Source organism: Pseudomonas sp. 478 (assembly GCF_003254125.1).
In the GTDB taxonomy this organism is placed as follows: domain Bacteria; phylum Pseudomonadota; class Gammaproteobacteria; order Pseudomonadales; family Pseudomonadaceae; genus Aquipseudomonas.
The window spans coordinates 42,182-67,040 of the sequence record NZ_QKZG01000001.1 but is presented as its reverse complement, the minus strand read 5'-3'; the positions used below and the strand labels follow the sequence as shown (position 1 = coordinate 67,040).

Genomic DNA, 24,859 nt, shown 5'->3' with positions numbered 1-24,859 from the left:
CGGGCGGGCGTCATTATTTTGTCTGGTTCAAGACTTGTAGAAGCGCCGCGGTTTGCGCATCCGGTGTGCCATCGAAATGTGACGGGCGGAAATGCATCTGGAAGGCCGCAATCACATGACGTGTTGCAACATCCAGTTCGCCGGTTTGCGGCGTGGGATAACCCGCGCGGGCCAGCTGTGCCTGAAACCAGCTGATGGTGGGCAGTTGTACTTCGAACTGTGCTTGCTGACGCGTTACGGCCTGCTCATTCGGCCAGACTCCCAGGCCTTCGGCAGCCAGACGCTTCCATGGGAACAGCGGCCCAGGATCAAGCTTGCGCAGCGGGGCGATGTCGCTATGGCCGATGATGCTGTGGGGATTGATGGCGTAACGCTTGCTGATGTCCTTGAGCAGGACGATCAGGGACTGGACCTGGTCTTCGCTGTAGGGGTACCAAAGGCGCCCGGCAGGGGTGTCTTTAAAGCCCGGATTGACGATTTCGATGCCAATGGAGCTGGAGTTCAACCAGGTCCGGCCTTGCCATTCGCTTTCCCCGGCGTGCCAGGCTCGGAGGTTTTCATCCATCAGCTTGTAGATGGTGGCGCCCTTGTCGTCGCCAATCAGATAGTGGCTGCTGACTTCGCCGTGGGTCAGCAGTTGCAGCGAGCGCTCCAATGACGCGGAGGTGTAATGCACCACCACGAACTGAATGCGGCTGTCGTAATTGGCTGAAGGGTGACTTGTGTCGAAGCGGGGGCCGCTGGCACAACCGGCCAACAGAAGCAGCGACACGATGAGAGCTGGATATTTCATGGCAGAAGGCAATACACGCAAGACAGTAATGCAACAGTGTAACGTACTGCCTTGCGCGCAGACGGCCAACGCGAAGTTTTAAACAAAATGGAACAATTAACCGTCAGCCCAGTGCCACTTGATTACGGCCGGCATGTTTCGCGCGATATAGAGCCTGATCGGCTCTTTTCAGCACCAGATCGCTATGTTCGCCGGGTTTGAATGCAGTCAGGCCCATGGAAATGGTGATGGTTACGGGCTCACCCTTGAAATGGAAAGGACAGGCTTCGATCGAAGCGCGGAGTTTTTCCAGGAGTTTCGCACCGGCCGTTGGCACTGTGTCTGGCATCAACAGGACAAACTCCTCACCGCCGAACCGGGCAATGAAATCCGTCCCGCGCAGGCGCTTGCGTAGTACGTTGGCGATGATTTTCAGTACTTTGTCGCCCGCCAGGTGACCATAGTTATCGTTAATGCGTTTGAAATGGTCGAGGTCGAGCATGGCCAGCAACAGGGTGTTGCCGTGTTGCTGCCATTGGCTGATTTCGTGATCCAGCCGTTCGCTCCAGGCTGCCCGGTTAGGCAGGCCGGTGAGCGGGTCGATCAAGGCTTTCTGACGCTGCTCCTCAAGATGCTCGCGGTAGCCCAGGGCTTCCTGCTCCATGTGCGCAACGCGTTCGGCCAGACTGTGAAGGCGGGCGGCGACTTCCTGCTCGCGCTCGTCACGCTGCTTCTGGTGCTGGTCCATGGTGCCGAGCAGGCCTTCCAGATGGTTTTCCAGGACGTGCTTGAGATCGTCCAGGTCGGCGGCTTCCTGCATGCTGCTCTGCAAGCCGTCGACCTGCTCGCGGATCTGCGTGTCCATCTCGCGTGCGGCGGAACGGTTGTCGGCATGACCTTCGCTGGCGGCTTGCAAGTTGCTTTGGAACGACTCGAGGCGTTCGTTCAGCTGTTGCAAGTAGGCTTCGAATTCATGCTGGCCACTGTCGGTGATTGCCAGCATCAAGGTTGCCAGATCGTCGAGGATTGGCAGCAGTTCGTACCAATTCAACCCGTTTTGCAGGCGATCACGCATCGCTTCGGCTTGCGGACGATGACGCTCGGGCAGCGTCAGGTCGTCGAGCAGGCCCAGTAGCGTGTCTTCGATATGCTTGGCCACTGAGCTGTAGGACGGCTCGGGTGAGTCCGGCAGGGCGTAGAGAACATCCGGCTCGGATTGATCAGTGTCTACGGCGGCCAACGCCTCGGCCATGGCCGGGGGCAACGGCAGGCTGTCGAGATAGGCTACCGGGGTCAGTTCGTCGGGATTGATTGCCGGTTGAGCGTGTATTTCTGGCTCGATGATTGATGGAGCGGGTTCTTCTGGATGTTCTATGTGCGGTGGCGTCTCTGGAGTCTGGGCGCGAGCCCGCTCCGGCTCAAGCACCGGCGGGACAAACGCTACAACGGCAGGAGAAGGCGCTGCTGCGGGCGGAGCCTCGATCGGCGGTGGCTCGGATGCAGGAGCGGACGCGGCGAATTGTGCGACCGCCACTTGTGGCTTATCGAGCTCTGGCGCGAGACCGACAGAGACCTGTGGTTTCTCGGCATGAGGCACAGCAACCGCTTTGGCTGGCTGCGGGGTGGGCGTCAGGAAGGTGCCGGAGGCAACCTGTAATACCGCTTCATCCGCTTCACGGCTACCGAACAGTCGCTGCAGCAAACCAGGGCGGCCGGGTTCTGCCGGGTTTTCAAGCTGATTCAGGGCTTTGCCTTGCAGGCCGCTCAGTTCGCTGAGCAGCAACGGAATTTCGCGCGCCTGCCCGACTCTTGCATCCAGTTGCTTGGCGAAGTTTTTCAGCGGCCGGCTTACTTCGCGGGGCAGCGGTAATGTTTGCAGCTGCGAGACCAGCGCGGTCAATGCAGCGCTGGTCTGATTAACCCGGGTTTCCCGGCGTTGTTCGGAGTCGAGTACGGCTTTTTCAAGCCGAGGAAGCAGGGCGGCCAGGCCGGCGTCCATGTCGTCGGAGCGCACGACTTCACGCATTTCCTTCATGCACTGGTCAACGACGCGGTCGGTGCCCTCGGCTGCTAGCGTGCTGCGCACCAGGCCACGACGCAGCAGGTCGAGTCGGGCGTCCCATCGACGTTCGAGTTTTTCCTGTTGTTCGATGCTTTTGAGGTATTTCTCTTTCCAGCGCTGTGCTTCGTCGCTCATTCATGGGATCCGCGAGGGGCAGGACTCAACGCGGGCAATGCATCGGCCGTGAGCGAACCCGGCAGACGAATCTCTACCGCGACCGGCAGGTGATCGGAAATGGGTTGTGCCAGCACCTCGACCTTTTCAAGGGTCAGGGTGGGGCTCAGCAGAATATGGTCCAGACAGCGCTGCGGGCGCCAGCTGGGGAACGTCGCTTCCAGTTGCGGCGCAAGCAGGCCGAGGTCACGCAACGGGGAGTTTTGCAGCAAGTCACTGGCATGGGTATTCATGTCGCCCATCAGCACCTGGTGTTTATAGCCGCCGATCAACTCGCGGATGTAAGCCAGTTGCATGCTGCGAGCGCGAGCGCCCAGCGCCAGGTGCATCATGACCACCACCAGCGCCTCAGGACCTTCGCCAAAGCGTACCAGAATCGCCCCGCGACCCTTGGGCCCCGGTAGTGGATGATCTTCAATCGCCCACGGGCGCAGGCGGCTGAGCACACCATTGCTGTGCTGGCCGAGGCGTCCGAGATTGCGATTGAGTTGTTGATACCAGTAGGGGAATGCACCGAGCTGGGCCAGGTGTTCGACCTGGTTGACGTAGCCTGATCGCAGGCTGCCGCCATCGGCTTCCTGCAAGGCGACCAGATCGAAGTCGCCTAGCAGATTGCCGATCTTTTGCAGATTGTCGGCACGCCCGGTGTGCGGCAACAGATGTTGCCAGCCCCGGGTCAGGTAGTGGTGATAGCGCTCGGTACTGATGCCGACCTGGATATTGAAACTGAGCAGACGCAGACGACTGTCTGTGGGCAGGCCAGTCGATTCCAGATGATGTTCGTTGACCCGCGGAGCATGCAGGCCAACGACGCGTTCAGTGCCCCAGCGGCGCATGGCAGTCGCTGCGCTTAGTTGGCAGCAGCCTTGTTAGCCGCTCGCTCTTTTTCGATCAGCTTGTCGGCCAGTTGCAATGCTTGCTCGGCGCCGCCGGCGGAGCCCACGTCGAAGCGATACTTGCCGTTGACGATCATGGTCGGAACTCCGGAGATTTCGTACTTTTTGGCCAGGTCAGTGGCCTTGACGATCTGGCCCTTGATGGCAAAGGAGTCGAAGGTGGCCAGGAACTTGTCCTTGTCTACGCCCTGAGTGGCCAGGAAATCGGCCATTTCATTCTTGTCGACCAGCTTCTTGTGTTCTTTCTGAATGGCGTTGAACACCGCCGCGTGAACCTTGTTTTCGACGCCCATGGCTTCAAGGGTCAGGAACATCTGGCCGTGTGCGTTCCACGGGCCGCCGAACATGGCCGGAATGCGGACGAAGTTCACGTCGGAAGGCAGTTTCTCAACCCATGGATTGATCACGGGTTCGAAAGCGTAGCAGTGCGGGCAGCCGTACCAGAACAGCTCCACCACTTCGATCTTGCCAGGCACGGCCACCGGGACGGGATTGGTCAGTTCGACATAAGGCGCTGCGGGTGCTTCAGCAGCTTGGGCGGTCATGCCGAACAGGCTGGCAGCGACGAGTGCGGCGCTGATGATCAGATTACGCATGCTTTACTCCTGGACAATTTTGGTCGCCTCGCGCGACCTGTTTTCAGACAGGTACTGGCGGGCTTGAGTTCTGTAGTGTAACGGCAGCGGCCACAAAAAAGGGCGGCCAAAGCCACCCTTTTTATGCTTGCATCGACAGATTAATCGAGCGTTAACGTTGCTGGAGGTGTACTCCTCGCGCAACGCCCGATTCGCCGGTCTTAGTGCAGACCTTGAATGTAGCTGGACACCGCTGCGATATCTTCATCGCTCAGCTTTTTGGAAATGCTCTGCATCGGCTTGGTATCGCCATCGTTGGTGCGGCCGGCCTCTTCCTTGCGGAAGTCGGTGAGTTGCTTGGCGATGTATTGAGCGTGTTGGCCGCCCAGGTGCGGGAAGCCGGCAGCTGCGTTGCCTGCGCCATTCGGCGAGTGGCAGCCGGTGCAGGCTGGCAGGCCCTTGGCCAGGTCGCCGCCGCGGAACAGTGCTTCACCGCGAGAAACGACTTTCGGGTCGGCGGCACCGACGCTGCCTTTCTGGCTGGCGAAGTAGGCGGCGATATCGGCCAGGTCCTGATCGCTCAGGTTGGTCAGCAGGCCGGTCATTTCCAGTACCGTGCGTTTGCCGGACTTGATGTCGTGTAGCTGCTTGTTCAGATAACGCTCGCCCTGGCCTGCCAGTTTCGGAAAGTTAGGCGCCATACTGTTGCCATCCGGGCCATGACAGGCGCCACATACTGCGGCTTTCGCCTGACCAGCAGTCGCATCACCTGCAGCATGGGCAATGCCGGAGATCCCCACGGTCAACAGCAGACTCACGATCAATTTGTTCATCAGCTAATCCAACTACGGCTAAGGGTTAAAGAGTTATGGACCGGGATCACTCGCTCATCCACTGGATGATTGCTTGGTAATCCTCGGCACTGCAGTCCATGCACAAACCACGCGGCGGCATCGCCTTGAAACCCTGGGTCACGTGTTGCACCAGCGTCTCCATACCTTTCGCCAACCTCGGCGTCCAAGCTTCCTGATCGCCCTTTTTGGGCGCCATGGGTAGTTGGCCGGAATGACAGGCACCACAAACACGGTTGTACACAGCTTCCGGATCCTGTGTAGCCTGAGCGCTATAAAGCGGCATCAAGACACCGGCAGCTAGCAGCCATTTCGTCATAAAACGACCTTTTCAGGGTTGAGAGCGTTCTGCGTTCTAGTGCGCAATCAAGGTCAATCGCTCTCGTGAACTTCATCCTACGCTGGGACAAAGCGCACACAAAATCTGCGGCATTATATACTGGCGTCACTGAAACGGAAACGACACTGCTCGCCGCGTCCATTCCCGGCGCCGCCCACATCGGAAATCCCATGCAACTCAAGAACCCCATCCTCGGCCTGTGCCAACAGTCCACCTTCATGCTCAGCGCTGCCAAAGTCGATCAATGTCCCGACGACGAAGGCTTTGAAGTGGCCTTCGCCGGGCGTTCCAACGCCGGCAAGTCCAGTGCGCTGAACACCCTGACGCACGCTAGCCTCGCGCGGACCTCGAAAACTCCGGGTCGCACGCAGCTCTTGAACTTCTTCAAGCTAGACGATGATCGTCGTCTGGTCGACCTGCCGGGGTACGGTTACGCGAAAGTGCCTATCCCGTTGAAGCTGCACTGGCAGCGTCACCTGGAAGCTTATCTGGGTGGTCGTGAGAGTTTGAAGGGGCTGATTTTGATGATGGACATCCGTCATCCAATGACCGACTTCGACCTGCTGATGCTTGACTGGGCTGTCGCCAGCGGCATGCCGATGCACATTTTGCTGACCAAAGCCGACAAGCTGACCTACGGCGCGGCGAAAAACGTCCTGCTCAAGGTTCAGGCAGACATCCGCAAGGGTTGGGGAGATGCGATCAGCATCCAGCTGTTCTCGGCGCCAAAACGCATGGGCCTGGAAGACGCCTACACTGTACTGGCGGGTTGGATGGAACTGGCGGACAAGGGCGCCGAGCTCGCGGAGTAAGCTCATTTACAAAACCGCGGGCAAAAAAAACCCCGGACTTCTTATGGGGAGGGGGAAGTTCCGGGGTTCAAGTTCCGGACCGCTAGGGCGGGGTCCAGATATCTGCCAACACTTAACACAACATTAGGAGCATCGAAGGGCTTCACCACCCATTCAGTAACTCTGAGTGGCGATTCAGGAAATTAGTTCAGAATTTTTTAAAAAGCCTTTGGAATAGGCCATCGAATTTTCCAAACTAAGAGCCCTTCGGTCTTTCTGCCGCGGCACTATGCCGCAGCGGAAAACACCTTTTCAGACGGTTCAGTGAGCCTCATCCCAGTTATTGCCTACACCAACCTCTACCAATAGCGGCACATCAAGCTTCGCTGCGTCGCTCATGTGCACGCGAATTTCATCGCGGACCTGATCGACCAAATCCTCACGCACTTCCAGAACCAATTCATCGTGCACCTGCAGGATGACTTTGGCGTCGAGGCCTGATGCTGTCAGCCAGCTATCCACGGCAATCATGGCTTTCTTGATGATGTCCGCCGCAGTGCCTTGCATTGGGGCGTTGATCGCTGTGCGTTCGGCACCTTTGCGCAGGGCCGGGTTTTTCGCGTTGATTTCCGGCAGGTACAAGCGACGACCGAAGATGGTTTCGACGAAACCTTGTTCGGCAGCCTGGGCACGGGTGCGCTCCATGTACTCGAGTACGCCTGGGTAGCGGGCGAAGTAACGGTCGATGTAGGCCTGGGATTGCTTGCGATCAACACCAATCTGCTTGGCCAGGCCAAACGCGCTCATACCGTAGATCAAACCGAAGTTGATCGCCTTGGCGCTGCGCCGTTGGTCGGTGGTGACGTCTGCCAGTTCAACCCCGAAGACTTCCGCCGCGGTGGCTTTGTGCACGTCCAGATCGTTGCGGAACGCGTGCAGCAAACCTTCGTCCTTGGCCAGGTGAGCCATGATTCGCAGTTCGATTTGCGAATAGTCCGCTGCCAGCAGCTTGTAGCCTTTGGGTGCGACGAACGCCTGACGAATCCGACGCCCTTCAGCGGTGCGGATTGGAATGTTCTGCAGATTCGGGTCACTGGACGACAAGCGCCCGGTTGCCGCGACGGCCTGATGGTAAGAGGTATGAATCCGTCCGGTGCGCGGATTGATCTGCTCCGGCAGGCGATCGGTGTAGGTGCTTTTCAGCTTGCTCATCGAGCGGTACTGCATCAGCACTTTGGGCAGTGGGAAATCCTGTTCGGCCAGTTCCGCCAGCACGGCTTCGGCGGTGGACGCCTGGCCCTTGGCGGTTTTGCTGAGGATTGGCAGGCCGAGTTTTTCGTACAGGATCACGCCCAATTGCTTCGGCGAGCCGAGGTTGAATTCTTCCCCGGCAATGGCGAATGCCTCACGCTCGAGGGCGACCATTTTCTCGCCCAGCTCGACGCTCTGAATCCCCAGCAGGTTGGCATCGACCAGCGCGCCTTGGCGTTCGATCCGTGCCAGCACCGGCACTAACGGCATTTCGATTTCGCTCAGGACCTTGCTTAGGCTCGGGATGGCATTGAGCTTTTCCTGCAGGTTTTGATGCAGGCGCAGCGTCACGTCGGCGTCTTCGGCGGCGTAAGGCCCGGCCAGTTCCAGGGAGATTTGGTCAAATGTCAGCTGTTTGGCGCCTTTGCCAGCGATGTCCTGAAAACTGGTAGTGGTGTGATTCAGGTACTTGAGCGCCAGGCTGTCCATGTCGTGACGGGTCGCGGTGGAGTCCAGCACGTAGGATTCGAGCATCGTGTCGAAAGCGACGCCTTGCACGGTGATGCCGCAGCTCTGATCGCCACCGATGGCACAGTTGGCCAGAATGTTCATGTCGAACTTGGCGTGCTGACCGACCTTGAGTTTGCTCGGATCTTCCAGGATCGGCTTCAGTGCGCGCAGCACGGTGTCGCGATCGAGCTGGTCCGGCACGCCCATGTAGGAATGGGTCAGCGGGATGTAGGCCGCTTCGTTGGCTAGTACAGCGAAAGACAGGCCCACCAGTTGCGCCTGCTGCGCATCGATGCCGGTGGTTTCGGTATCGAAGGCAATCAGCGTGGCATCGTTGAGCTTCTTCAGCCACAGGTCGAAATCAGCCTGGGTAAGGATCGTTGTGTATTTGAGTTCGGTATCGACGGCCGTTTCTTCAGCCACCGGAGTGGCGACTTCCTGGCCGGAACGCTTGGCGTCGCGCTGGTTCTCTTCGAACCAGCTCTTGAACTCCAGCAGGGTATAGAGCTCGGCGAGTTTGTCGTGATCCGGCTTGCCCATTTGCAGGTCGTCGAGGCCGATATCCAGCGGCACGTCGATCTTGATGGTTGCCAATTGGTAGGAGAGAAACGCCATCTCCTTGTGTTCTTCGAGCTTGGCCGGCAGGGTTTTGGCCCCGCGAATCGGCAGGGTCGGGACGATGTCGAGCTGCGCATAGAGCTCGGTCAGGCCGCCGTTCACGCCGACCAACAGGCCGGAAGCGGTCTTCGGGCCAATGCCCGGAACGCCCGGAATGTTGTCGGAAGAATCGCCCATGAGTGCCAGGTAATCGATGATCTGCTCGGGAGCGACGCCGAATTTCTCCTTCACGCCCTCCACGTCCAGCGCGCTACCGGTCATGGTATTGACCAAGGTAATGTGGCCGTCGACCAGTTGCGCCATGTCCTTGTCGCCGGTGGAGATCACCACCGGGCGGTCGGCCGCCGCACTGCTGCGGGCCAGGGTGCCGATCACGTCATCGGCTTCGACGCCTTCGACGCACAGGAGCGGGAAGCCCAGGGCTATCACGCTCTGGTGCAGCGGCTCGATCTGAACACGCATGTCGTCGGGCATGCTCGGGCGGTTGGCTTTGTACTGGGCAAACATTTCGTCCCGGAATGTCCCGCCCTTGGCGTCGAACACCACGGCGAACGGACTTTCCGGATACTGCTTGCGCAGGCTCTTGAGCATGTTCAATACGCCTTTGACCGCACCGGTCGGCAGGCCTTTGGACGTGGTCAGTGGTGGGAGGGCGTGAAAGGCGCGGTACAGGTAAGAAGAACCGTCCACCAGGACGAGGGGGGCTTGGCTCATGAGCAGGATCAACCTTTTCGGCGGGTCCGGCGCTAGAATAGCGGGACCGTTGACGACAAAGGGACAAGGTTATCATGCGCACACTAAATCGCCTGTTGCTGGCTGGGTTGTTTGCATCCGTTCCACTGGCCGTCATGGCGGCGGATGATGCTCCGACATCTGAGCCGCAAGTCACTATCCGCACGGAAGGGGATAAAACCATCCAGGAGTACCGCCAAAACGGTTTCCTGTACGCGATCAAGGTCACGCCCAAGGTCGGACCGCCGTATTTTCTGGTGCGCGCGGACGGGACCGATGCAAACTACATCCGTTCGGATCAGCCGGATATGCTGATTCCGTCGTGGAAGATCTTTGAGTGGAAGTAGTTTCTTAATTTCAATCGGCGCTGGCTCAAGCAGCGGCGCCCGTACTGGCAGTTCAAACATGTCTGTGTTCACCCCGCTGGCTCGGCCCGAGCTGGAAACCTTTCTCGCCCCTTACGGGCTCGGCCGCCTGCTTGATTTCCAGGGGATTGCCGCCGGTAGCGAAAACACCAATTTCTTCATCAGCCTGGAGCAGGGCGAATTTGTCCTGACCCTGGTTGAGCGTGGTCCGGTTCAGGAGATGCCGTTCTTCATCGAACTGCTCGACGTGCTGCATGACGCCGACCTGCCCGTGCCTTATGCCTTGCGCACCACCGATGGCGTCGCCTTGCGCGAACTGGCCGGCAAACCTGCGCTGTTGCAGCCACGCCTGGCCGGCAAGCACATCAAGGAAGCCAATGCGCAGCATTGCGCTCAGGTGGGCGAGTTGCTCGGCCATCTGCACCTTGCGACCCAGGCCAACATGATCAAGCGCAAGACCGATCGCGGTCTGGACTGGATGCTGGAAGAGGGCACGCAGTTGCTGTCGCACCTCAATGCCGAGCAAAGCGATCTGCTGCAGCGGGCGCTGGACGAAATCACACAGCAGAAGACGAAAATTCTGGCGCTGCCGCGAGCCAATATCCACGCCGACCTGTTCCGCGATAACGCGATGTTCGAAGGCACGCACCTGACCGGGTTGATCGACTTCTACAACGCGTGTTCGGGGCCGATGCTCTACGACGTGGCGATCGCCTTGAACGACTGGTGTTCGGACGAGAGCGGGTTGATCGACGGGCCGCGGGCGAGGGCGTTGCTCGGTGCTTATGCAACGCTGCGACCGTTCACGGCAGCCGAGGCGGAGTTGTGGCCGACCATGCTGCGGGTGGCGTGTGTGCGATTCTGGTTGTCGCGGTTGATCGCCGCCGAGTCGTTTGCCGGGCAGGACGTGCTGATTCACGATCCGATGGAGTTTCAGCAGCGTCTGGCGCAGCGGCAGAAGGTCAACACACCGCTGCCGTTCGCCCTCTAAAAGCTTCGCGAGCAAGCCCGCTCCCACAGGATTTATGCGGTCCATGTGGGAGCGGGCTTGCTCGCGAATGGGGGCGCCACAAATGTTCGGGTTACAGCGACTCCAGACACCCCGCCAAATCATTCCCCAACTTCTCCAGCACCTGCTCATACCCCTGAGCGGTCGCCGGCGTGTACCCGCCCAGCGCGTCCAGTTCCGCCAGCTTCACCGGCAGACCCGCCACCAGGGTTTCCGCCAGGCGCGGACGCAGAGGCGGTTCGCTGAACACGCAGGTTTTGCCGACTTCCTGCAAACGAGTGCGCATCGCCGCGACGTGCTGGGCGCCGGGCTGGACCTCGGCGGCGACGCTGAATACGCCGGCGTGCTTGAGGCCGTAGGCGTCTTCAAAGTAGTCGAAGGCCTCGTGGAATACGAAGTACGGTTTGCCCGCGATACCGGCCAGGCGCGCCTTCAAGCGAAGATCCAGTGCATCCAGACGCTCATCGAACGCCTTGAGGTTGCTCTGATAACGCGCGGCATTGGCCGGATCGGCTGCACTCAAGTCAGCCGCCATTTTTGTGGCGATGACGCGGGCGTTGACCGGCGAAAGCCACAAGTGCGCGTCCAGACTGCCTGGACGGTGATCGTGATCATGTTCGTCGGCTTCTTCGGTGTGGGAGTGGCTATCTTCGGCGAAGTGTCGCAGTTTCAGGCCCGGTAAATCCTGCACGGCGACACTGGGCAGCGTACGACCATTCAGCACGCGGGGCAGGAAACCTTCCATGCTCGGACCGATCCAGTAAACCAGATCGATCGATTGCACCTTCCGTACGTCGGATGGGCGCAAGGCATAGTTATGAGGCGAGGCGCCAGGCGGCAGCAAGACTTCCGGAATCGCCACGCCATCCTGCACCGCCGCCGCGATCAGCTGTAGAGGCTTGATACTGGTGAGAACTTTGACTTCGGCGTGAGCTGAACCGATCAGCAGAAAACTTGCGACAAATGCGACAAAGATAGAAAAAAGTCGGGACACGATGACCACTCGAAGAGGCGAGAACGGGTAACATAATAACGTCTCTCACAAAACTCGTCGCCGCTCATGCCTAAAACACCGATTGCCAGCCGTCCCCACGACCACTCTCATTGCGTCCATAGCGCATTGTCTGAGGCCGATGCTCTGTGCGCACGTCAAGGCTTGCGCCTGACCGCCTTGCGCCGGCGGGTGCTGGAACTGGTCTGGCAAAGCCACAAACCGTTGGGAGCCTACGACATTCTCGCGGTGCTCAGCGAGCAGGACGGCCGCCGTGCGGCGCCACCGACCGTGTACCGTGCGCTGGACTTCCTGCTGGAAAACGGCCTTGTACACCGCATCTCCTCGCTGAACGCCTTCGTCGGCTGCAATCACCCGGGACACGCCCATCAGGGCCAGTTCCTGATTTGCCGCGAATGCCACGCTGCCATCGAGCTTGAACAGAAATCCATCAGTGACGCGGTCATCAGTAGCGCCAAGGATGTCGGATTTGTCGTCGAAGGCCAGACCGTCGAAGTGGTCGGCCTCTGCTCGGGTTGCCAGGGGGTTTGATGAGCAACGCGCTGATCCGCCTCGAGCAGGTTGCTGTCACCTTTGCCGGGCAAAACGTGCTGGATAACATCGAACTGAGTGTCGAGCCGGGGCAGATCGTCACCCTGATCGGCCCTAACGGCGCCGGCAAGACCACGCTGGTGCGCGCTGTACTCGGTCTGTTGAAACCGGACAGCGGCAGCGTGTGGCGCAAGCCGAAACTGCGGGTCGGTTACATGCCGCAAAAACTCCACGTCGATCCAACGCTGCCACTGTCGGTGCTGCGCTTCTTGCGTCTGGTGCCGGGCGTCGACCGCGCCATGGCCTTGTCGGCACTCAAGGAAGTCGGCGCCGAACAGGTGATCGACAGCCCGGTGCAAAGTGTTTCCGGAGGCGAAATGCAGCGGGTGCTGCTGGCCCGGGCATTGCTGCGCGAGCCGGAATTGCTGGTACTCGATGAACCTGTGCAAGGCGTCGATGTGGCCGGTCAGGCCGAGCTCTACAGCCTGATCACACGATTGCGCGACCGTCACGGCTGCGGCGTGTTGATGGTGTCCCACGATTTGCACCTGGTGATGAGCACCACAGACCAGGTGGTCTGCCTCAACCGTCACGTTTGCTGCTCCGGGCATCCCGAGCAGGTCAGCGGTGATCCGGCTTTCGTCGAGCTGTTCGGAAAGAACGCACAAAGCCTGGCGATTTATCACCACCATCACGACCACGCCCATGACTTGCATGGCTCGGTGGTCAACGCCGCCCCGTCGGCCCCTACCCACGTTCACGGAGATAGCTGCAAGCATGGCTGATTTTCTGCTCTACGCCCTGCTTGCAGGTCTGGCCCTGGCGTTGGTTGCGGGCCCATTGGGTTCGTTCGTGGTCTGGCGGCGCATGGCCTATTTCGGCGACACCCTTTCCCATGCCGCGCTGCTCGGCGTGGCGCTGGGTTTTCTGCTGGATGTCAGCCCGACCGTTGCGGTCACCGTAGGCTGTCTGCTGTTGGCGGTATTGCTGGTGACCTTGCAACAGCGCCAACCGCTGGCATCTGACACGCTTTTGGGAATTCTCGCACCGAGCACGCTCTCTTTGGGTTTGGTCGTACTAAGCTTCATGCACGAAGTGCGGATCGACCTGATGGCTTATCTGTTCGGCGACTTGCTGGCGATCAGCCCGACCGATCTGGCCTGGATACTCGGCGGCAGCGCGGGCGTTCTGGCCTTGCTGGTGACGTTGTGGCGGCCATTGCTGGCAATCACGGTGCATGAAGAACTGGCCAGGGTTGAAGGTCTGCCGGTGGCGGCGTTGCGCTTGACCCTGATGTTGCTGATCGCCGTGGTGATCGCAGTGGCGATGAAAATCGTCGGTGTGTTGCTGATTACGTCCTTGCTGATCATCCCGGCGGCTGCGGCACAACGTCACGCCCGGTCACCGGAGCAGATGGCACTGGGCGCGAGCCTGCTGGGCATGCTCGCGGTCTGTGGCGGGCTGGCGTTGTCGTGGTTCAAGGACACCCCGGCGGGCCCATCAATTGTCGTGACGGCCGCCGCACTGTTTCTGCTGAGTTTTGTCCTGCCCCGTCGAGGGGTGTAGACTTGCTCGTTTTTTGCGCAAATAGAGAGTCGCAGGAATGAAGCTGTTCCCCTCCCGTTATCTGCTCCTTGTCGCATTTTCGTTGCTACTGGGCGCTTGTCAAAGCACGCCACCGGCGGCCCCCGAGGCTACCGGTACACGGGCCACGGCCATCGCACAGCTACAACAAAGCCTGGCCAGCGGCGAACTGGCGACTGCCGAAGATCAACTGGCTGCCTTGCAGGCCGAGTCGCCCAATGATCAATCCCTTGAGCAATACCAGCGGCAACTGGCCGAAGCCTATCTGCGCCGCAGCCAGATCGTGCTGCAAAAAGGCGATGTGAATGCCGCTGCCACTGCGCTGAGCCGCGCCCGGTCGTTGATGCCCAAGGCTCCGGCGCTGACCGGTGGGGTCAACAACGCCATCGTTGATGCCCGCAAAGCTGAACTGGATAGAGCCGAAGCGGCGCTCATGGCTGCCGAAGCCAAGCCACAGGCCAAAGTCATTGATCCGACGGCTGAAAGCACCACAGTTGCGTTGAACCTGACTGATATGACCAAGCTTCGTCGCCAACTGGATGCGATCGCCGCCGATGTGGTGAATTACCAGTGCGACGTGAGCATTCAGGCGCCACGCACCCAGGACTTCCCTTGGTTGACCACGTTGCTGACTAAACGCGTGAAGAAGCTCGATTCGGATTTTGACCTGAATCTGGAGAAGCAGATTCTGCGTAACGTTCCTGCGCAGATGGTTTTGAGTCCTCGCAAGCCTTAAAAGCATCGCGAGCAGGCTCGCTCCCACAGTTGACCGGGTTGTTCAAAAATACTCGGTCTAATGTGGGAGCGGGCTTGCTCGCGAAGGCGTCCTTGCCCTCGATACAAAACTTCAGGCCGGAATCGCCTTGGCCTTAGGCTCCCTGTCCCACACCCGATGCTGCCCGATCGCGGCAAAAAACGGTTTGATCAACTTCGCATCCGCACCCACGATCAACCCCGCATCAGCCTCGAGTTTCAACACATCCAGCAACTGCTTGGCCTCGCCCTGCAGCGCAATCGCCTTCAAGTGCTTGTACGCCTCCAACAGGTAATGCAGCGCCACGCCGTCAGTGCTCAACGCCTTGATCGACGCCGCGCCACCGGGCACAAACACCGCATCGAACGCCACCGAAGGCAAGCCTTCCATCGACGCATCGACCGGCAATGCCTTGCCATCGGCGGTGGTCACCGGAGCAGACGTCGGGCCGAGCAGTTTGGCGTGTGCACCTTCGGCCGCCAGCGCATTCTTCATGGCATCAATCGCTGCGCCATCGACGCCATTGGCTGCCAGGATTGCCACTTTGCGGGTTTTGATATCCGCCGGCAGCAAGTTGGCCTGACTCAGCGCGGGCGAGCGATCCAGTGAGGTTTTGCGCACGTCGACCGTCCCGGCTTTGGGCACTGGCAACCCCAGGTTCTGCGCCACGCGCTTGGCCAGTTCCAGATCGATGTTGGCCAGAATCTCATTCACCTGGCGCGCGCGGATGAACGCCCGCTCAACCTTGCTCAACTCGAAGCTGTAAGCCGAGATAATGTGCTCCTGCTCGTGCTTGCTCATGCTGTGGAAAAACAGCCGCGCCTGGGAGAAGTGGTCGCTGAAGGATTCGCTGCGCTGACGGATTTTGTTGGCGTCGATGCGCTCTGGATAACTTTCAAAGCCGCCATCCTGGGCTGCCGGCGGCGTTTCTTTCGGCCAGCCGCTATCAATGGAGTTCGGCTCGTAGGACGCGCGGCCCTTGTCGAGGGTGGTGCGATGCAGCGCATCCCGTTGACCATTGTGGAACGGTGCCAACGGACGGTTGATCGGGATCTCGTGAAAGTTCGGCCCGCCGAGTCGGCTGATTTGCGTATCGGTGTAGGAAAACAGCCGGCCTTGCAGCAATGGATCGTTGGAAAAGTCGATCCCCGGCACGATATGCCCAGGGCAGAAGGCGACCTGTTCGGTTTCGGCGAAGAAGTTATCGGGGTTACGGTTGAGGGTCATTTTGCCCAACGGGGTAATCGGCACCAGTTCTTCCGGGATCAGCTTGGTCGGGTCGAGGATGTCGAAGTCGAATGTATGTTCGTTCTCCTCCTCGATGATCTGTACGCCCAGTTCCCATTCCGGGTAGTCGCCCATCTCGATCGACTCCCAGAGATCGCGACGGTGGTAATCCGTGTCTTTACCGGCGAGTTTTTGCGCTTCATCCCACACCAGCGAACAGGTCCCGGCCGTGGGACGCCAGTGGAATTTGACGAAGCGCGATTTACCTTCGGCGTTGATCAGGCGGAAGGTGTGCACGCCGAAGCCTTGCATGCTGCGCAGGCTTTTCGGGATCGCCCGGTCGGACATGGTCCAGATCACCATGTGCGCCGACTCCGGTACCAGAGAGACAAAATCCCAAAAGGTATCGTGCGCTGAACCGCCGGTGGGTATCTCATTGTGCGGCTCGGGTTTTACCGCGTGCACGAAGTCAGGAAACTTGATCGCATCCTGAATGAAAAACACCGGCATGTTGTTGCCCACCAGGTCGAAGTTGCCTTCGTCGGTGAAAAACTTCACTGCGAAACCTCGTACGTCCCGCACGGTATCGCCCGACCCACGAGGGCCCTGCACCGTGGAGAAACGGACGAAGACCGGGGTTTTTTGGCTGGGGTCTTGTAGGAACCCGGCCTTGGTCAGCACGGAATGGGTTTCATAACTCTGGAAGTAGCCGTGTGCGCCGGTGCCGCGGGCATGGACGATCCGCTCGGGAATGCGTTCATGGTCAAAATGCGTGATTTTTTCACGCATGATGAAATCTTCCAGCAACGATGGCCCGCGGGCGCCGGCCTTCAACGTGTTCTGGTTGTCCGAGACTTTCACGCCCTGGTTGGTGCGCAGGGCCTGTTCAGTGGCGTCGGAGCGAAACTGCTCCAGGCTGTCGAGCTTGGCATTGGTGTTCCCGCGGTCCGGGGTATCGGTCCCGGCCAGTGCGCTTTTGGTTGCGGCAGGTTTCTTAGTACTCATCAGACAAAACTCCTCGTTGCGACTCCCGCCGTAGCCAGGACTCTTGAGCAATACCCCAGGCACGGACCGGGGGCGTTTCGAGTTGCCTAATTAGTGACTGATGACGTTTTGCGCCGTTCCTTTTTTCTAACCTTTGATCGCGTTATTGCCAAATGGAAGGTTGAATGCGGAATAAATGCTAATAACCTCTATACGGACAGGCTAAAATGCGCGCCCGGCTAACCGCTGATCCTTTTCCAACGCGCCCCACAAGGTTCGCTACGTGATCGAGTTTCAAAACGTCCACAAAACCTACCGCGTCGCCGGTAAGGATATTCCCGCCCTGCATCCGACCAATCTGACGATTGAGAACGGTCAGGTCTACGGCCTGATCGGCCATTCCGGTGCGGGAAAAAGTACCCTGCTGCGTCTGATCAATCGCCTGGAAGAGTCCAGTGGCGGCAAGATATTTGTCGACGGCGAAGAAGTTACCGCGCTTGACGCCAACAGCCTGCGGCGCTTCCGTCAGCAGGTCGGGATGATTTTCCAGCACTTCAACTTGCTGGCGTCCAAGACCGTGGCCGACAACGTCGCGCTGCCACTGACCCTGGCCGGTGAACTGTCGCGCAGTGAGATTGACCGGCGTGTGGCCGAATTGCTGAAGCGGGTCGGCCTGTCCGACCACGCCAGGAAGTACCCGGCGCAGTTGTCCGGTGGCCAGAAGCAGCGTGTCGGCATTGCCCGCGCCCTGGCCACCAAGCCGAAAATCCTGCTGTGCGACGAAGCCACCAGCGCACTGGACCCGCAGACCACCGCGTCGGTCCTGCAATTGCTGGCCGAGATCAATCGCGAGCTGAAGTTGACCATCGTGTTGATCACCCACGAGATGGACGTGATCCGCCGGGTCTGCGACCAGGTCGCAGTGATGGACGCTGGCTTGATCGTCGAGCAAGGTTCGGTGGCCGAGGTGTTCCTGCATCCGAAGCACCCGACCACCAAACGCTTCGTGCAAGAAGATGAGCAGATCGACGAAAGCGAACAGCGCGACGACTTCGCTCACGTTCCAGGGCGCATCGTGCGTCTGACCTTCCAGGGCGAATCGACCTACGCACCGCTGCTGGGCACCGTCGCTCGCGAAACGGGCGTGGACTACAGCATCCTGGCCGGTCGTATCGACCGCATCAAAGATGTGCCCTACGGGCAGTTGACCCTGGCCGTTACCGGTGGCGACATGGAAGCGGCGTTCGCCCACTTCACTGCAGCTGACGTCCACATGGAGGTGCTGCGCTGATGGAATCGTACGACGCATTTATCGAAGCGGCTAAAGAGTTCTTCAAAAACATCGATTGGGCGGAAATCGGCCTGGCCACCAGCGACACGATGCAGATGCTCGGTGGTTCGCTGCTGTTCACCATCCTGCTCGGCCTGCCGCTGGGGGTGCTGTTGTTCCTGTGCAGCCCGCGCCAGTTGCTTGAAAACCGCGTGGCCTATGGGCTGATGTCGCTGATGGTGAACATCCTGCGTTCACTGCCCTTCATCATCCTGCTGATCGTGATGATCCCGTTCACCGTGCTGATCACCGGCACTTCGCTCGGCGTCGCCGGTGCGATTCCGCCGCTGGTGGTGGGCGCCACGCCGTTTTTCGGGCGACTTGTGGAAACCGCTCTGCGTGAGGTGGATCGCGGCATCATTGAAGCAACCCAGGCCATGGGCGCGACCACCAAGCAGATCATCCTCAACGCCTTGCTGCCAGAGGCCCGTCCGGGCATTTACGCGGCGATTACGGTGACGGCTATTACACTGGTGTCCTACACGGCGATGGCCGGTGTAGTCGGTGCCGGTGGGTTGGGCGACCTGGCGATCCGTTTCGGCTACCAGCGTTTCCAGACCGATGTGATGATCGTCACTGTGGTGCTGTTGCTGGTGCTGGTGCAGGTTCTGCAAATGGTTGGCGACAAGCTGGTCGTACACTTCTCCAGAAAATAAACAGTTCTCGTAAACAAGACATGAGCCGGCCATTCGCTGGCAGGCGCCAAACGGGCGCCTCACAAGGAGTTAGCTGAATGAAAAAACTACTCGTAGCGCTCGCAGCCGTTGCAGCGTTCTCTGCTCAGGCCGATGAAACCCTGACTGTCGCGGCTACCCCGGTTCCGCACGCAGAAATCCTCGAATTCGTGAAACCGGCCCTGGCCAAAGAAGGCGTGGACCTGAAGGTCAAAGTCTTCACCGACTACATCCAGCCGAACGTGCAGGTTGCCGAGAAACGTCTGGACGCCAACTTCTTCCAGCACCAGCCGTACCTCGATGAATTCAACAAGGCCAAGGGCACCAACCTGGTGGCCGTTGCCGGTGTGCACCTGGAACCGCTGGGTGCTTACTCCAGCAAGTACAAAGCACTGACCGAGCTGCCAGGCGGCGCCAACGTGGTTATCCCGAATGACGCCACCAACGGCGGTCGTGCGCTGTTGCTGCTGGCGAAGGCTGGCCTGATCAAGTTGAAGGATTCGAACAACATCCTCGCGACCGTCAAGGACATCACCGAGAACACCAAGGACCTGAAATTCCGTGAACTGGAAGCCGCGACCATCCCGCGCGTGCTGACTCAGGTCGACCTGGCACTGATCAACACCAACTACGCGCTGGAAGCCAAGCTTGATCCGTCCAAGGACGCGCTGGTCATCGAAGGCAGCGACTCGCCTTACGTGAACATTCTCGTTGCCCGTCCAGACGACAAGGACAGCGAAGCGATGAAGAAGCTGATTGCTGCCCTTCACAGCCCGGAAGTGAAAGCCTTCATCCTCGAGAAGTACAAAGGCGCGGTATTGCCGGCGTTCTGATCTATTGCTGTAACGAAAAATGGGGCGCATTGGGCGCCCCATTTTTTATGCCTGACACACCATACCTGTGGGAGCGGGCTTGCTCGCGAAAGCGGTGCAACAGTCAACATTGATGTTAGATGTTATGGCCTCTTCGCGAGCAAGCCCGCTCCCACAGGGTATTGTGTTGGTTATTTGCGGGTAAGCATTACCGGCAACTGCGCCACCAGTTGGACAGCGAAGCGATGAAGAAGCTGATTGCTGCCTTGCACAGCCCGGAAGTGAAAGCCTTCATCCTCGAGAAGTACAAAGGCGCGGTATTGCCGGCGTTCTGATCTATTGCTGTAACGAAAAATGGGGCGCATTGGGCGCCCCATTTTTTATTCCTGACACACCGTACCTGTGGGAGCGGGCTTGCTCGCGAAAGCGGTGCAACAGTCAACATTGATGTTAGATGTTATGGCCTCTTCGCGAGCAAGCCCGCTCCCACAGGGTATTGTGTTGGTTATTTGCGGGTAAGCATTACCGGCAACTGCGCCACCAGTTGGACAGCGAAGCGATGAAGAAGCTGATTGCAGCCCTGCACAGCCCGGAAGTGAAAGCCTTCATCCTCGAGAAGTACAAAGGCGCGGTATTGCCGGCGTTCTGATCTATTGCTGTAACGAAAAATGGGGCGCATTGGGCGCCCCATTTTTTATGCCTGACACACCGTACCTGTGGGAGCGGGCTTGCTCGCGAAAGCGGTACAACAGTCAACATTGATGTTGGATGTTATGGCCTCTTCGCGAGCAAGCCCGCTCCCACAGGGTATTGTGTTGGTTATTTACGGGTAAGCATTACCGGCAACTGCGCCACCAGTTTCACGTTGTTCAACGGCGCACGAATGAACCCACGCTGGGTCCCGTCCGGCCCGATCACCGCCAGGTTGCCGCTGTGGTCGACGGTGTAGTTCGGCTTGCTGGTGTCCGCCGGAATGAACGGAATGCTCACCGCATTGGCCAGTTTCTGAATGTCTTCAACCGACGACGCCGTCAGTCCCTGGAACTGCGGATCGAAGTAGCCCAAGTACTGCTTGAGCTGCTGGGGTGTATCGCGATTCGGGTCGACGCTGACCAGAATGATCTGCAACTTGGCCACAGCTTCTGGCGGCAGTTCGCTTTTGATCTGGCGCAGCTGGGCGAGGGTGGTCGGGCAGATGTCGGGGCAAAAGGTGTAGCCGAAAAACAGCAGCGACCATTTGTCTTTCAACTCGTTGATCGCCACTGGTTTGCCGTCCTGATCGGTCATTGTCACGGCCGGCAGGTTGCGGCTTTGCGGTAGCAGAATGATCCCGGCATCGATCAGGGCCGTCGGGTCGCCCTGGCCTTTGCCGGACAGCACTTTGTTGATGGTCAGGCCCAGGACCAGCGCGATCAGGGCAACGAGGATGAAGACGGTTTTCTGGGTTCGAGTCATAGGTTCAACAGTAAGTAGTGATCTACGAGCAGCGCGATAAACAGCAGGAACAAGTAGTAAATAGAGTACTTGAAGGTGTTGATCGCCGCGTGCGGCCGAGTGCCACGGTACAGCACCACGGCCCATTGCAGAAACCTCGCGCCAAGTCCCAGCGCGCAAATCAGGTAGAGCACACCGCTCATGTGGATCACGTACGGCATCAGGCTCACGGCCAGCAGCACGAAGGTATAAAGCAGGATGTGGACCTTGGTGTAGTGCTCGCCATGGGTCACCGGCAGCATCGGAATGTCGGCCTTGGCGTATTCCTCTTTGCGGTGAATGGCCAGTGCCCAGAAGTGCGGCGGGGTCCAGGCGAAGATGATCAGCACCAGCAACAGGGGTTCGGCGCTGACGTGGCCGGTGGCGGCGGTCCAGCCGAGCAGTGGCGGGGCGGCGCCGGCCAGGCCTCCGATGACGATGTTTTGTGGCGTCGCGCGTTTCAGGAAACCGGTGTAGACCACCGCATAGCCGAGCAGCGAGGCCAGGGTCAGCCAGGCCGTCAGCGGATTGGTGAAGGCCAGCAGTACGGCTTGCCCAAGCACCGCCAATACCAAGGCAAACGTCAGCGCGGCCGCAGGCGACACTCGGCCTTCGGCCAGGGGACGTTTGTGCGTGCGGGCCATGACCGCATCGATGCGCCGGTCCACGACATGGTTGACCGCCGCCGCACCACCGGCACACAAGGCGATCCCAAGATTGCCGAACACCAGCACCGTCCACGGCACCCCGGCGCGGGTCGCGAGGAACATGCCGACCAGCGAGGTGATGAGCATCAGCACCACCACTTTCGGCTTGGTCAGCTCCAGGTAATCACGCCAGATCGCCTGACTGTGACGTGCGCCGATCAGAGTCGCCATGGCATCTCTCCTTTTATTGTTATGGGCCCGGCTGAGTGTTTGCGCGGGCTGAACCGCCAGCGCGCAGGGGGTTGCTGCTTGACCCGAACCAGACTGGTTCGCGCGTGATAATTGACCAGCACCATCGTCAGCAACAGTGCCGCGCCGCCCGCGTTATGCGCGACGGCCACTGGCAGCGGCAGGTGAAACAGCACATTGCTGATGCCGAGGGTGATTTGCGCGGCGAGTGCGATCAGCAGCAGCCCGGCCAACCGCGTCATGCCGACGACTTTCAGTTGCCAGGCCAAACCCAGCAGCACCAGCGTCACTAACAAGGCGCCGATGCGGTGAGTCAGATGAATCGCGGTGCGGGCATCGCTGTCCAGTTGCCCGCCGAGGTAATTGGGGCCGATGTGTTGAGTCAGGTGAAAACCGTTGGCGAAGTCCGCGGGCGGCAGCCATTGACCGTGACAGGTCGGGAAGTCGATACAGGCCACCGCCGCGTAGTTGGAACTGACCCAGCCACCCAAGGCAATTTGCAGGATCACCAGCAGCAACCCGGCGGTCGCCCAGTACTGCAAACGCCGTGGCACGGTCAGCGCTGGTAGTACGCCGGACAATCGCAACGTCAGCAAAAACAGCAGGCTCAACGTCGCAAAGCCGCCGAGCAAATGCCCGGTGACCACTTGTGGCCAGAGCTTGAGCGTCACCGTCCACATGCCGAATGCCGCCTGGGCGAACACCACTGCCAGCAAAAACAACGGCAACTTCACCGGCTGCCCTGGATGACGACGATGAACCCAGGCGCGGCCGGCCAATACCGAGATCAACAGCCCCAGCGTGCCAGCGAAGTAGCGGTGAACCATCTCGTTCCAGCCCTTATGGGCTTCGACGGGAGCGTCGGGAAAATGCAGTTCGGCATGGGCCAATTGAACTTCGCTTTTGGGCACGCTGATAAAGCCATAGCAACCCGGCCAGTCCGGGCAGCCGAGGCCGGCGTGAGTCAGGCGGGTGTAGGCGCCGAGCAACACCACAATCAGTGCCAGCAAGGTGGCAAACAGCGCGAGGCGAAATCCAGGTTTGGCCATGACGATGCCCTTATCCGATGTTCGACAGTTTCAGCAAATGGCGCAGGTCGTTGAGCAGATCCTTACCCTTCACCGTCGGGTCGTAGCGCAGCACCAGATTGCCATGCGGATCGATGATCCAAAGCTGCGGCACAGCCTGGTCGCCGGCAGTTTTATGGAAGTCGGTCAGGCTCAGTGGGTAGCGCTGTAATTGAGGATACTCGCGCGTCAGCTTGGCGTCGTATTCGCTGCTCAGCGGTTGCGCTACGGCCAAGGCATGACTGGCGCGCCCGGCATCACGGCCGAGGCCGATCTGGATCTGCCGCGCCAGGTACACCAGTTGATGGCAGTCCACCGAACAATCCTTGGGCGCGGTCACCAGTATTTGCCAACGATCCTCCTGCGCCTGCACGCCGAGGTCGGCGCGGGTCTGGCCGTTGCCGATCAGTTCGCCGTGATAGCTGCGACCTTCCGGCACCCAGAACTGCAATTTGTACATGCCGGTGGCGAGGATCATCGGACCGATCACCCCAAGCAGGATCAGCAGCAACTGCAAACGACCCTTGCGCCGACTTGCCGGCGATTTCGCCTCAGACATGCTGGGTGGATTCATGGCCGCTCCCATGGTGTTTCTCCTTTGCGTTGTGCCAGCCGAGATAGAGATAGAGGCCGAACAGGGCGATCGACATGGCGAACCACTGCACGGCATAAGCCAGGTGTTTTTCCGGTCCCATGGCGACTACCGGCCAGTCAGCCTGATAAGTCGCGGGACCGCTTTCTGCGCGTAATTCGTAGGCAAAACCTTCGCGATCCAGTGCCGTCCAGAGCTTGGCGGGTTCAACTGCGGTAACCAGTTGTGGCCACGTGGCGGTATTCGGGTCGGCGTGCAACTGGAAGGTGGCGCCGGGGGAGACGTAGACCCAGGCAACGAGACTCAAGGCCTGAGTCGGTGTGGTGAATTGCGGTGGGGTGCGGCGATCCGGCCATGGCAGCCAGCCGCGATTGACCAGCAGCCAGAGCCCGGTCGCCTGATCCTGAAACGGTTGCAGCAGCTCGACGCCTACCTTGCCGCCACGCTGACGGTTATCCAGCAACAGGCTGTGGGCGGTATCGAACTGGCCGTGCAGGCGAACCCGGCGGAAGGCCGGATCTGCGCTGTGTTGCAGCTCGGTGCTGGCCATCGGTTCGGCGGCACGGCGCTCGGTGTAGCTTTGCAGCAGCGCGCTTTTCTCTGCGCCCCGGCTCAATTGCCAGAACCCGAGTGATACCAGCATGGGCAACAACACCGCGACCACCAGGGTGGGTACGACGCCCGGCCGGAAACGCTTCATGGCGTCGCCAGAAAGTCGGTAGTCGCGATAGCTATACTCAAGTGCATCGCCTTTCCCCCGGAGTTTCACCATGCTCAAAGCAGCCATCGTCCTGATGCTGATTGCCACGGTTGTCAGCCTGTTCAGCGGCCTGTTTTTTTTGGTCAAGGACGACAGCAGCTCGAACCGCCTCGTCATTGCCTTGAGTGTTCGTGTGGCGCTGGCCGCCATTACCGTCGGCTTGATTGCCTGGGGTTTTTTCAGCGGCCAGTTGGTGTCGCACGTACCTTGGTAAGCC

General features: G+C 59.6%; 25 protein-coding genes and 2 pseudogenes. 13 read left to right on the top strand and 14 right to left on the bottom strand.

Going from position 1 to position 24,859, the window contains the following annotated elements; translation table 11 throughout:
• Positions 1-13: 13 nt before the first annotated feature.
• The 6 genes from DFS28_RS00360 to DFS28_RS00330 all read right to left on the bottom strand — a co-directional run bounded on the left by DFS28_RS00360 (position 14) and on the right by DFS28_RS00330 (position 5,649).
• Positions 14-793 carry an N-acetylmuramoyl-L-alanine amidase gene (locus DFS28_RS00360; RefSeq protein ID WP_111448139.1) on the bottom strand — a complete coding sequence of 260 codons (780 nt, stop codon included), beginning with the start codon at positions 791-793 and terminating at the stop codon, positions 14-16.
• 103 nt (positions 794-896) lie between these two features.
• On the bottom strand, positions 897-2,969 hold the full coding sequence (locus tag DFS28_RS00355; RefSeq protein ID WP_111448138.1) for a GGDEF domain-containing protein: 2,073 nt from the start codon (positions 2,967-2,969) through the stop codon (positions 897-899).
• Positions 2,966-3,844 (bottom strand): endonuclease/exonuclease/phosphatase family protein, encoded by an 879-nt coding sequence (locus DFS28_RS00350; RefSeq protein ID WP_111448137.1) that lies wholly within the window; start codon positions 3,842-3,844, stop codon positions 2,966-2,968. Before DFS28_RS00350 ends, DFS28_RS00355 begins: the two co-directional genes overlap by 4 nt.
• A 14-nt stretch (positions 3,845-3,858) precedes the next feature.
• The gene (locus DFS28_RS00345; RefSeq protein ID WP_111448136.1) at positions 3,859-4,500 is read right to left on the bottom strand and encodes a thiol:disulfide interchange protein DsbA/DsbL; all 642 of its coding nucleotides are present in this window, start codon (positions 4,498-4,500) and stop codon (positions 3,859-3,861) included.
• A gap of 200 nt (positions 4,501-4,700) precedes the next feature.
• Positions 4,701-5,312 (bottom strand): cytochrome c4, encoded by a 612-nt coding sequence (locus DFS28_RS00335; RefSeq protein WP_008156009.1) that lies wholly within the window; start codon positions 5,310-5,312, stop codon positions 4,701-4,703.
• A 46-nt stretch (positions 5,313-5,358) separates the two neighbouring features.
• On the bottom strand, positions 5,359-5,649 hold the full coding sequence (locus DFS28_RS00330) for a cytochrome c5 family protein (protein WP_008156007.1): 291 nt from the start codon (positions 5,647-5,649) through the stop codon (positions 5,359-5,361).
• Between the two features lie 191 nt (positions 5,650-5,840).
• On the opposite strand from DFS28_RS00330, the gene yihA reads away from it, so the two are divergent.
• Positions 5,841-6,482, top strand: coding sequence for a ribosome biogenesis GTP-binding protein YihA/YsxC (gene yihA, locus DFS28_RS00325; RefSeq protein ID WP_046044882.1), 642 nt, complete (start codon positions 5,841-5,843; stop codon positions 6,480-6,482).
• Between the two features lie 300 nt (positions 6,483-6,782).
• Here the strand turns inward: yihA and polA are convergent, their stop codons facing one another.
• A complete protein-coding gene (gene polA / locus DFS28_RS00320) occupies positions 6,783-9,554 on the bottom strand; it encodes a DNA polymerase I (RefSeq protein WP_111448134.1) in 2,772 nt (923 codons plus the stop codon).
• Between the two features lie 74 nt (positions 9,555-9,628).
• On the opposite strand from polA, the gene DFS28_RS00315 reads away from it, so the two are divergent.
• Together DFS28_RS00315 and DFS28_RS00310 are read left to right on the top strand one after the other, a co-directional pair.
• Positions 9,629-9,919, top strand: coding sequence for a DUF2782 domain-containing protein (locus DFS28_RS00315; protein ID WP_111448133.1), 291 nt, complete (start codon positions 9,629-9,631; stop codon positions 9,917-9,919).
• Positions 9,920-9,977: 58 nt separating this feature from the next.
• Positions 9,978-10,928, top strand: a complete 951-nt coding sequence (locus tag DFS28_RS00310; RefSeq protein WP_111448132.1) for a homoserine kinase — start codon at positions 9,978-9,980, stop codon at positions 10,926-10,928.
• A gap of 91 nt (positions 10,929-11,019) precedes the next feature.
• Here the strand turns inward: DFS28_RS00310 and DFS28_RS00305 are convergent, their stop codons facing one another.
• A complete protein-coding gene (locus DFS28_RS00305) occupies positions 11,020-11,940 on the bottom strand; it encodes a zinc ABC transporter substrate-binding protein ZnuA (RefSeq protein ID WP_111448131.1) in 921 nt (306 codons plus the stop codon).
• A gap of 66 nt (positions 11,941-12,006) precedes the next feature.
• Between DFS28_RS00305 and zur the strand changes: the two genes are divergently transcribed.
• Genes zur through DFS28_RS00285 form a run of 4 tightly spaced genes read left to right on the top strand, consistent with a single transcriptional unit; the run spans position 12,007 to position 14,809 of the window.
• Entirely contained in the window at positions 12,007-12,489 is a 483-nt protein-coding gene (gene zur, locus DFS28_RS00300; protein WP_111448130.1) for a zinc uptake transcriptional repressor Zur, read from the top strand.
• Positions 12,489-13,274, top strand: coding sequence for a zinc ABC transporter ATP-binding protein ZnuC (gene znuC, locus DFS28_RS00295; protein WP_111448129.1), 786 nt, complete (start codon positions 12,489-12,491; stop codon positions 13,272-13,274). The genes zur and znuC overlap by 1 nt, the downstream gene beginning before the upstream one ends.
• Complete coding sequence (gene znuB, locus DFS28_RS00290; RefSeq protein WP_008155991.1) at positions 13,267-14,055, top strand: zinc ABC transporter permease subunit ZnuB; 789 nt, start codon at positions 13,267-13,269, stop codon at positions 14,053-14,055. Before znuC ends, znuB begins: the two co-directional genes overlap by 8 nt.
• Before the next feature lie 37 nt (positions 14,056-14,092).
• A complete protein-coding gene (locus tag DFS28_RS00285; RefSeq protein ID WP_111448128.1) occupies positions 14,093-14,809 on the top strand; it encodes a PA5502 family lipoprotein in 717 nt (238 codons plus the stop codon).
• 111 nt (positions 14,810-14,920) lie between these two features.
• On the opposite strand, the gene katE is transcribed toward DFS28_RS00285, so the two are convergent.
• Positions 14,921-17,059, bottom strand: coding sequence for a catalase HPII (katE, locus tag DFS28_RS00280; protein ID WP_111448127.1), 2,139 nt, complete (start codon positions 17,057-17,059; stop codon positions 14,921-14,923).
• 262 nt (positions 17,060-17,321) lie between these two features.
• Between katE and DFS28_RS00275 the strand changes: the two genes are divergently transcribed.
• The 5 genes and pseudogenes from DFS28_RS00275 to DFS28_RS00255 all read left to right on the top strand — a co-directional run.
• Complete coding sequence (locus DFS28_RS00275; RefSeq protein WP_111448126.1) at positions 17,322-18,329, top strand: methionine ABC transporter ATP-binding protein; 1,008 nt, start codon at positions 17,322-17,324, stop codon at positions 18,327-18,329.
• Entirely contained in the window at positions 18,329-19,024 is a 696-nt protein-coding gene (locus DFS28_RS00270) for a methionine ABC transporter permease (RefSeq protein WP_008152458.1), read from the top strand. The genes DFS28_RS00275 and DFS28_RS00270 overlap by 1 nt, the downstream gene beginning before the upstream one ends.
• Positions 19,025-19,101: 77 nt before the next feature.
• Positions 19,102-19,875: a MetQ/NlpA family ABC transporter substrate-binding protein gene (locus tag DFS28_RS00265; RefSeq protein ID WP_111448125.1), complete on the top strand. Its 774-nt coding sequence runs from the start codon at positions 19,102-19,104 to the stop codon at positions 19,873-19,875.
• A 212-nt stretch (positions 19,876-20,087) separates the two neighbouring features.
• Positions 20,088-20,189 (top strand): annotated as a pseudogene (locus DFS28_RS00260) (MetQ/NlpA family ABC transporter substrate-binding protein); the annotation flags it as partial.
• A gap of 212 nt (positions 20,190-20,401) precedes the next feature.
• A pseudogene (locus DFS28_RS00255) lies at positions 20,402-20,503 on the top strand (MetQ/NlpA family ABC transporter substrate-binding protein); the annotation flags it as partial.
• A gap of 170 nt (positions 20,504-20,673) precedes the next feature.
• On the opposite strand, the gene DFS28_RS00250 reads toward DFS28_RS00255, so the two are convergent.
• Genes DFS28_RS00250 through DFS28_RS00230 form a run of 5 tightly spaced genes read right to left on the bottom strand, consistent with a single transcriptional unit; the run spans position 20,674 to position 24,582 of the window.
• The gene (locus DFS28_RS00250; protein ID WP_111448124.1) at positions 20,674-21,309 is read right to left on the bottom strand and encodes an SCO family protein; all 636 of its coding nucleotides are present in this window, start codon (positions 21,307-21,309) and stop codon (positions 20,674-20,676) included.
• Positions 21,306-22,205, bottom strand: a complete 900-nt coding sequence (gene cyoE / locus DFS28_RS00245) for a heme o synthase (protein ID WP_111448123.1) — start codon at positions 22,203-22,205, stop codon at positions 21,306-21,308. The genes DFS28_RS00250 and cyoE overlap by 4 nt, the downstream gene beginning before the upstream one ends.
• Positions 22,193-23,272, bottom strand: a complete 1,080-nt coding sequence (locus DFS28_RS00240) for a heme A synthase (RefSeq protein ID WP_111448122.1) — start codon at positions 23,270-23,272, stop codon at positions 22,193-22,195. The genes cyoE and DFS28_RS00240 overlap by 13 nt, the downstream gene beginning before the upstream one ends.
• Before the next feature lie 10 nt (positions 23,273-23,282).
• Entirely contained in the window at positions 23,283-23,876 is a 594-nt protein-coding gene (locus DFS28_RS00235; protein ID WP_111448580.1) for a hypothetical protein, read from the bottom strand.
• The gene (locus DFS28_RS00230; RefSeq protein WP_111448121.1) at positions 23,842-24,582 is read right to left on the bottom strand and encodes an SURF1 family protein; all 741 of its coding nucleotides are present in this window, start codon (positions 24,580-24,582) and stop codon (positions 23,842-23,844) included. The genes DFS28_RS00235 and DFS28_RS00230 overlap by 35 nt, the downstream gene beginning before the upstream one ends.
• Before the next feature lie 70 nt (positions 24,583-24,652).
• On the opposite strand from DFS28_RS00230, the gene DFS28_RS00225 reads away from it, so the two are divergent.
• The gene (locus tag DFS28_RS00225) at positions 24,653-24,856 is read left to right on the top strand and encodes a twin transmembrane helix small protein (RefSeq protein ID WP_008152470.1); all 204 of its coding nucleotides are present in this window, start codon (positions 24,653-24,655) and stop codon (positions 24,854-24,856) included.
• Positions 24,857-24,859: the final 3 nt, after the last annotated feature.

Coding starts and splice junctions, on each gene's coding strand:
- DFS28_RS00360 (WP_111448139.1), bottom strand. CDS start 793: ATGAAATATCCAGCTCTCATCGTGTCGCTGCTTCTGTTGGCCGGTTGT.
- DFS28_RS00355 (WP_111448138.1), bottom strand. CDS start 2,969: ATGAGCGACGAAGCACAGCGCTGGAAAGAGAAATACCTCAAAAGCATC.
- DFS28_RS00350 (WP_111448137.1), bottom strand. CDS start 3,844: ATGCGCCGCTGGGGCACTGAACGCGTCGTTGGCCTGCATGCTCCGCGG.
- DFS28_RS00345 (WP_111448136.1), bottom strand. CDS start 4,500: ATGCGTAATCTGATCATCAGCGCCGCACTCGTCGCTGCCAGCCTGTTC.
- DFS28_RS00335 (WP_008156009.1), bottom strand. CDS start 5,312: ATGAACAAATTGATCGTGAGTCTGCTGTTGACCGTGGGGATCTCCGGC.
- DFS28_RS00330 (WP_008156007.1), bottom strand. CDS start 5,649: ATGACGAAATGGCTGCTAGCTGCCGGTGTCTTGATGCCGCTTTATAGC.
- yihA (WP_046044882.1), top strand. CDS start 5,841: ATGCAACTCAAGAACCCCATCCTCGGCCTGTGCCAACAGTCCACCTTC.
- polA (WP_111448134.1), bottom strand. CDS start 9,554: ATGAGCCAAGCCCCCCTCGTCCTGGTGGACGGTTCTTCTTACCTGTAC.
- DFS28_RS00315 (WP_111448133.1), top strand. CDS start 9,629: ATGCGCACACTAAATCGCCTGTTGCTGGCTGGGTTGTTTGCATCCGTT.
- DFS28_RS00310 (WP_111448132.1), top strand. CDS start 9,978: ATGTCTGTGTTCACCCCGCTGGCTCGGCCCGAGCTGGAAACCTTTCTC.
- zur (WP_111448130.1), top strand. CDS start 12,007: ATGCCTAAAACACCGATTGCCAGCCGTCCCCACGACCACTCTCATTGC.
- znuC (WP_111448129.1), top strand. CDS start 12,489: ATGAGCAACGCGCTGATCCGCCTCGAGCAGGTTGCTGTCACCTTTGCC.
- znuB (WP_008155991.1), top strand. CDS start 13,267: ATGGCTGATTTTCTGCTCTACGCCCTGCTTGCAGGTCTGGCCCTGGCG.
- DFS28_RS00285 (WP_111448128.1), top strand. CDS start 14,093: ATGAAGCTGTTCCCCTCCCGTTATCTGCTCCTTGTCGCATTTTCGTTG.
- katE (WP_111448127.1), bottom strand. CDS start 17,059: ATGAGTACTAAGAAACCTGCCGCAACCAAAAGCGCACTGGCCGGGACC.
- DFS28_RS00270 (WP_008152458.1), top strand. CDS start 18,329: ATGGAATCGTACGACGCATTTATCGAAGCGGCTAAAGAGTTCTTCAAA.
- DFS28_RS00265 (WP_111448125.1), top strand. CDS start 19,102: ATGAAAAAACTACTCGTAGCGCTCGCAGCCGTTGCAGCGTTCTCTGCT.
- DFS28_RS00250 (WP_111448124.1), bottom strand. CDS start 21,309: ATGACTCGAACCCAGAAAACCGTCTTCATCCTCGTTGCCCTGATCGCG.
- cyoE (WP_111448123.1), bottom strand. CDS start 22,205: ATGGCGACTCTGATCGGCGCACGTCACAGTCAGGCGATCTGGCGTGAT.
- DFS28_RS00240 (WP_111448122.1), bottom strand. CDS start 23,272: ATGGCCAAACCTGGATTTCGCCTCGCGCTGTTTGCCACCTTGCTGGCA.
- DFS28_RS00235 (WP_111448580.1), bottom strand. CDS start 23,876: ATGGGAGCGGCCATGAATCCACCCAGCATGTCTGAGGCGAAATCGCCG.
- DFS28_RS00230 (WP_111448121.1), bottom strand. CDS start 24,582: ATGAAGCGTTTCCGGCCGGGCGTCGTACCCACCCTGGTGGTCGCGGTG.
- DFS28_RS00225 (WP_008152470.1), top strand. CDS start 24,653: ATGCTCAAAGCAGCCATCGTCCTGATGCTGATTGCCACGGTTGTCAGC.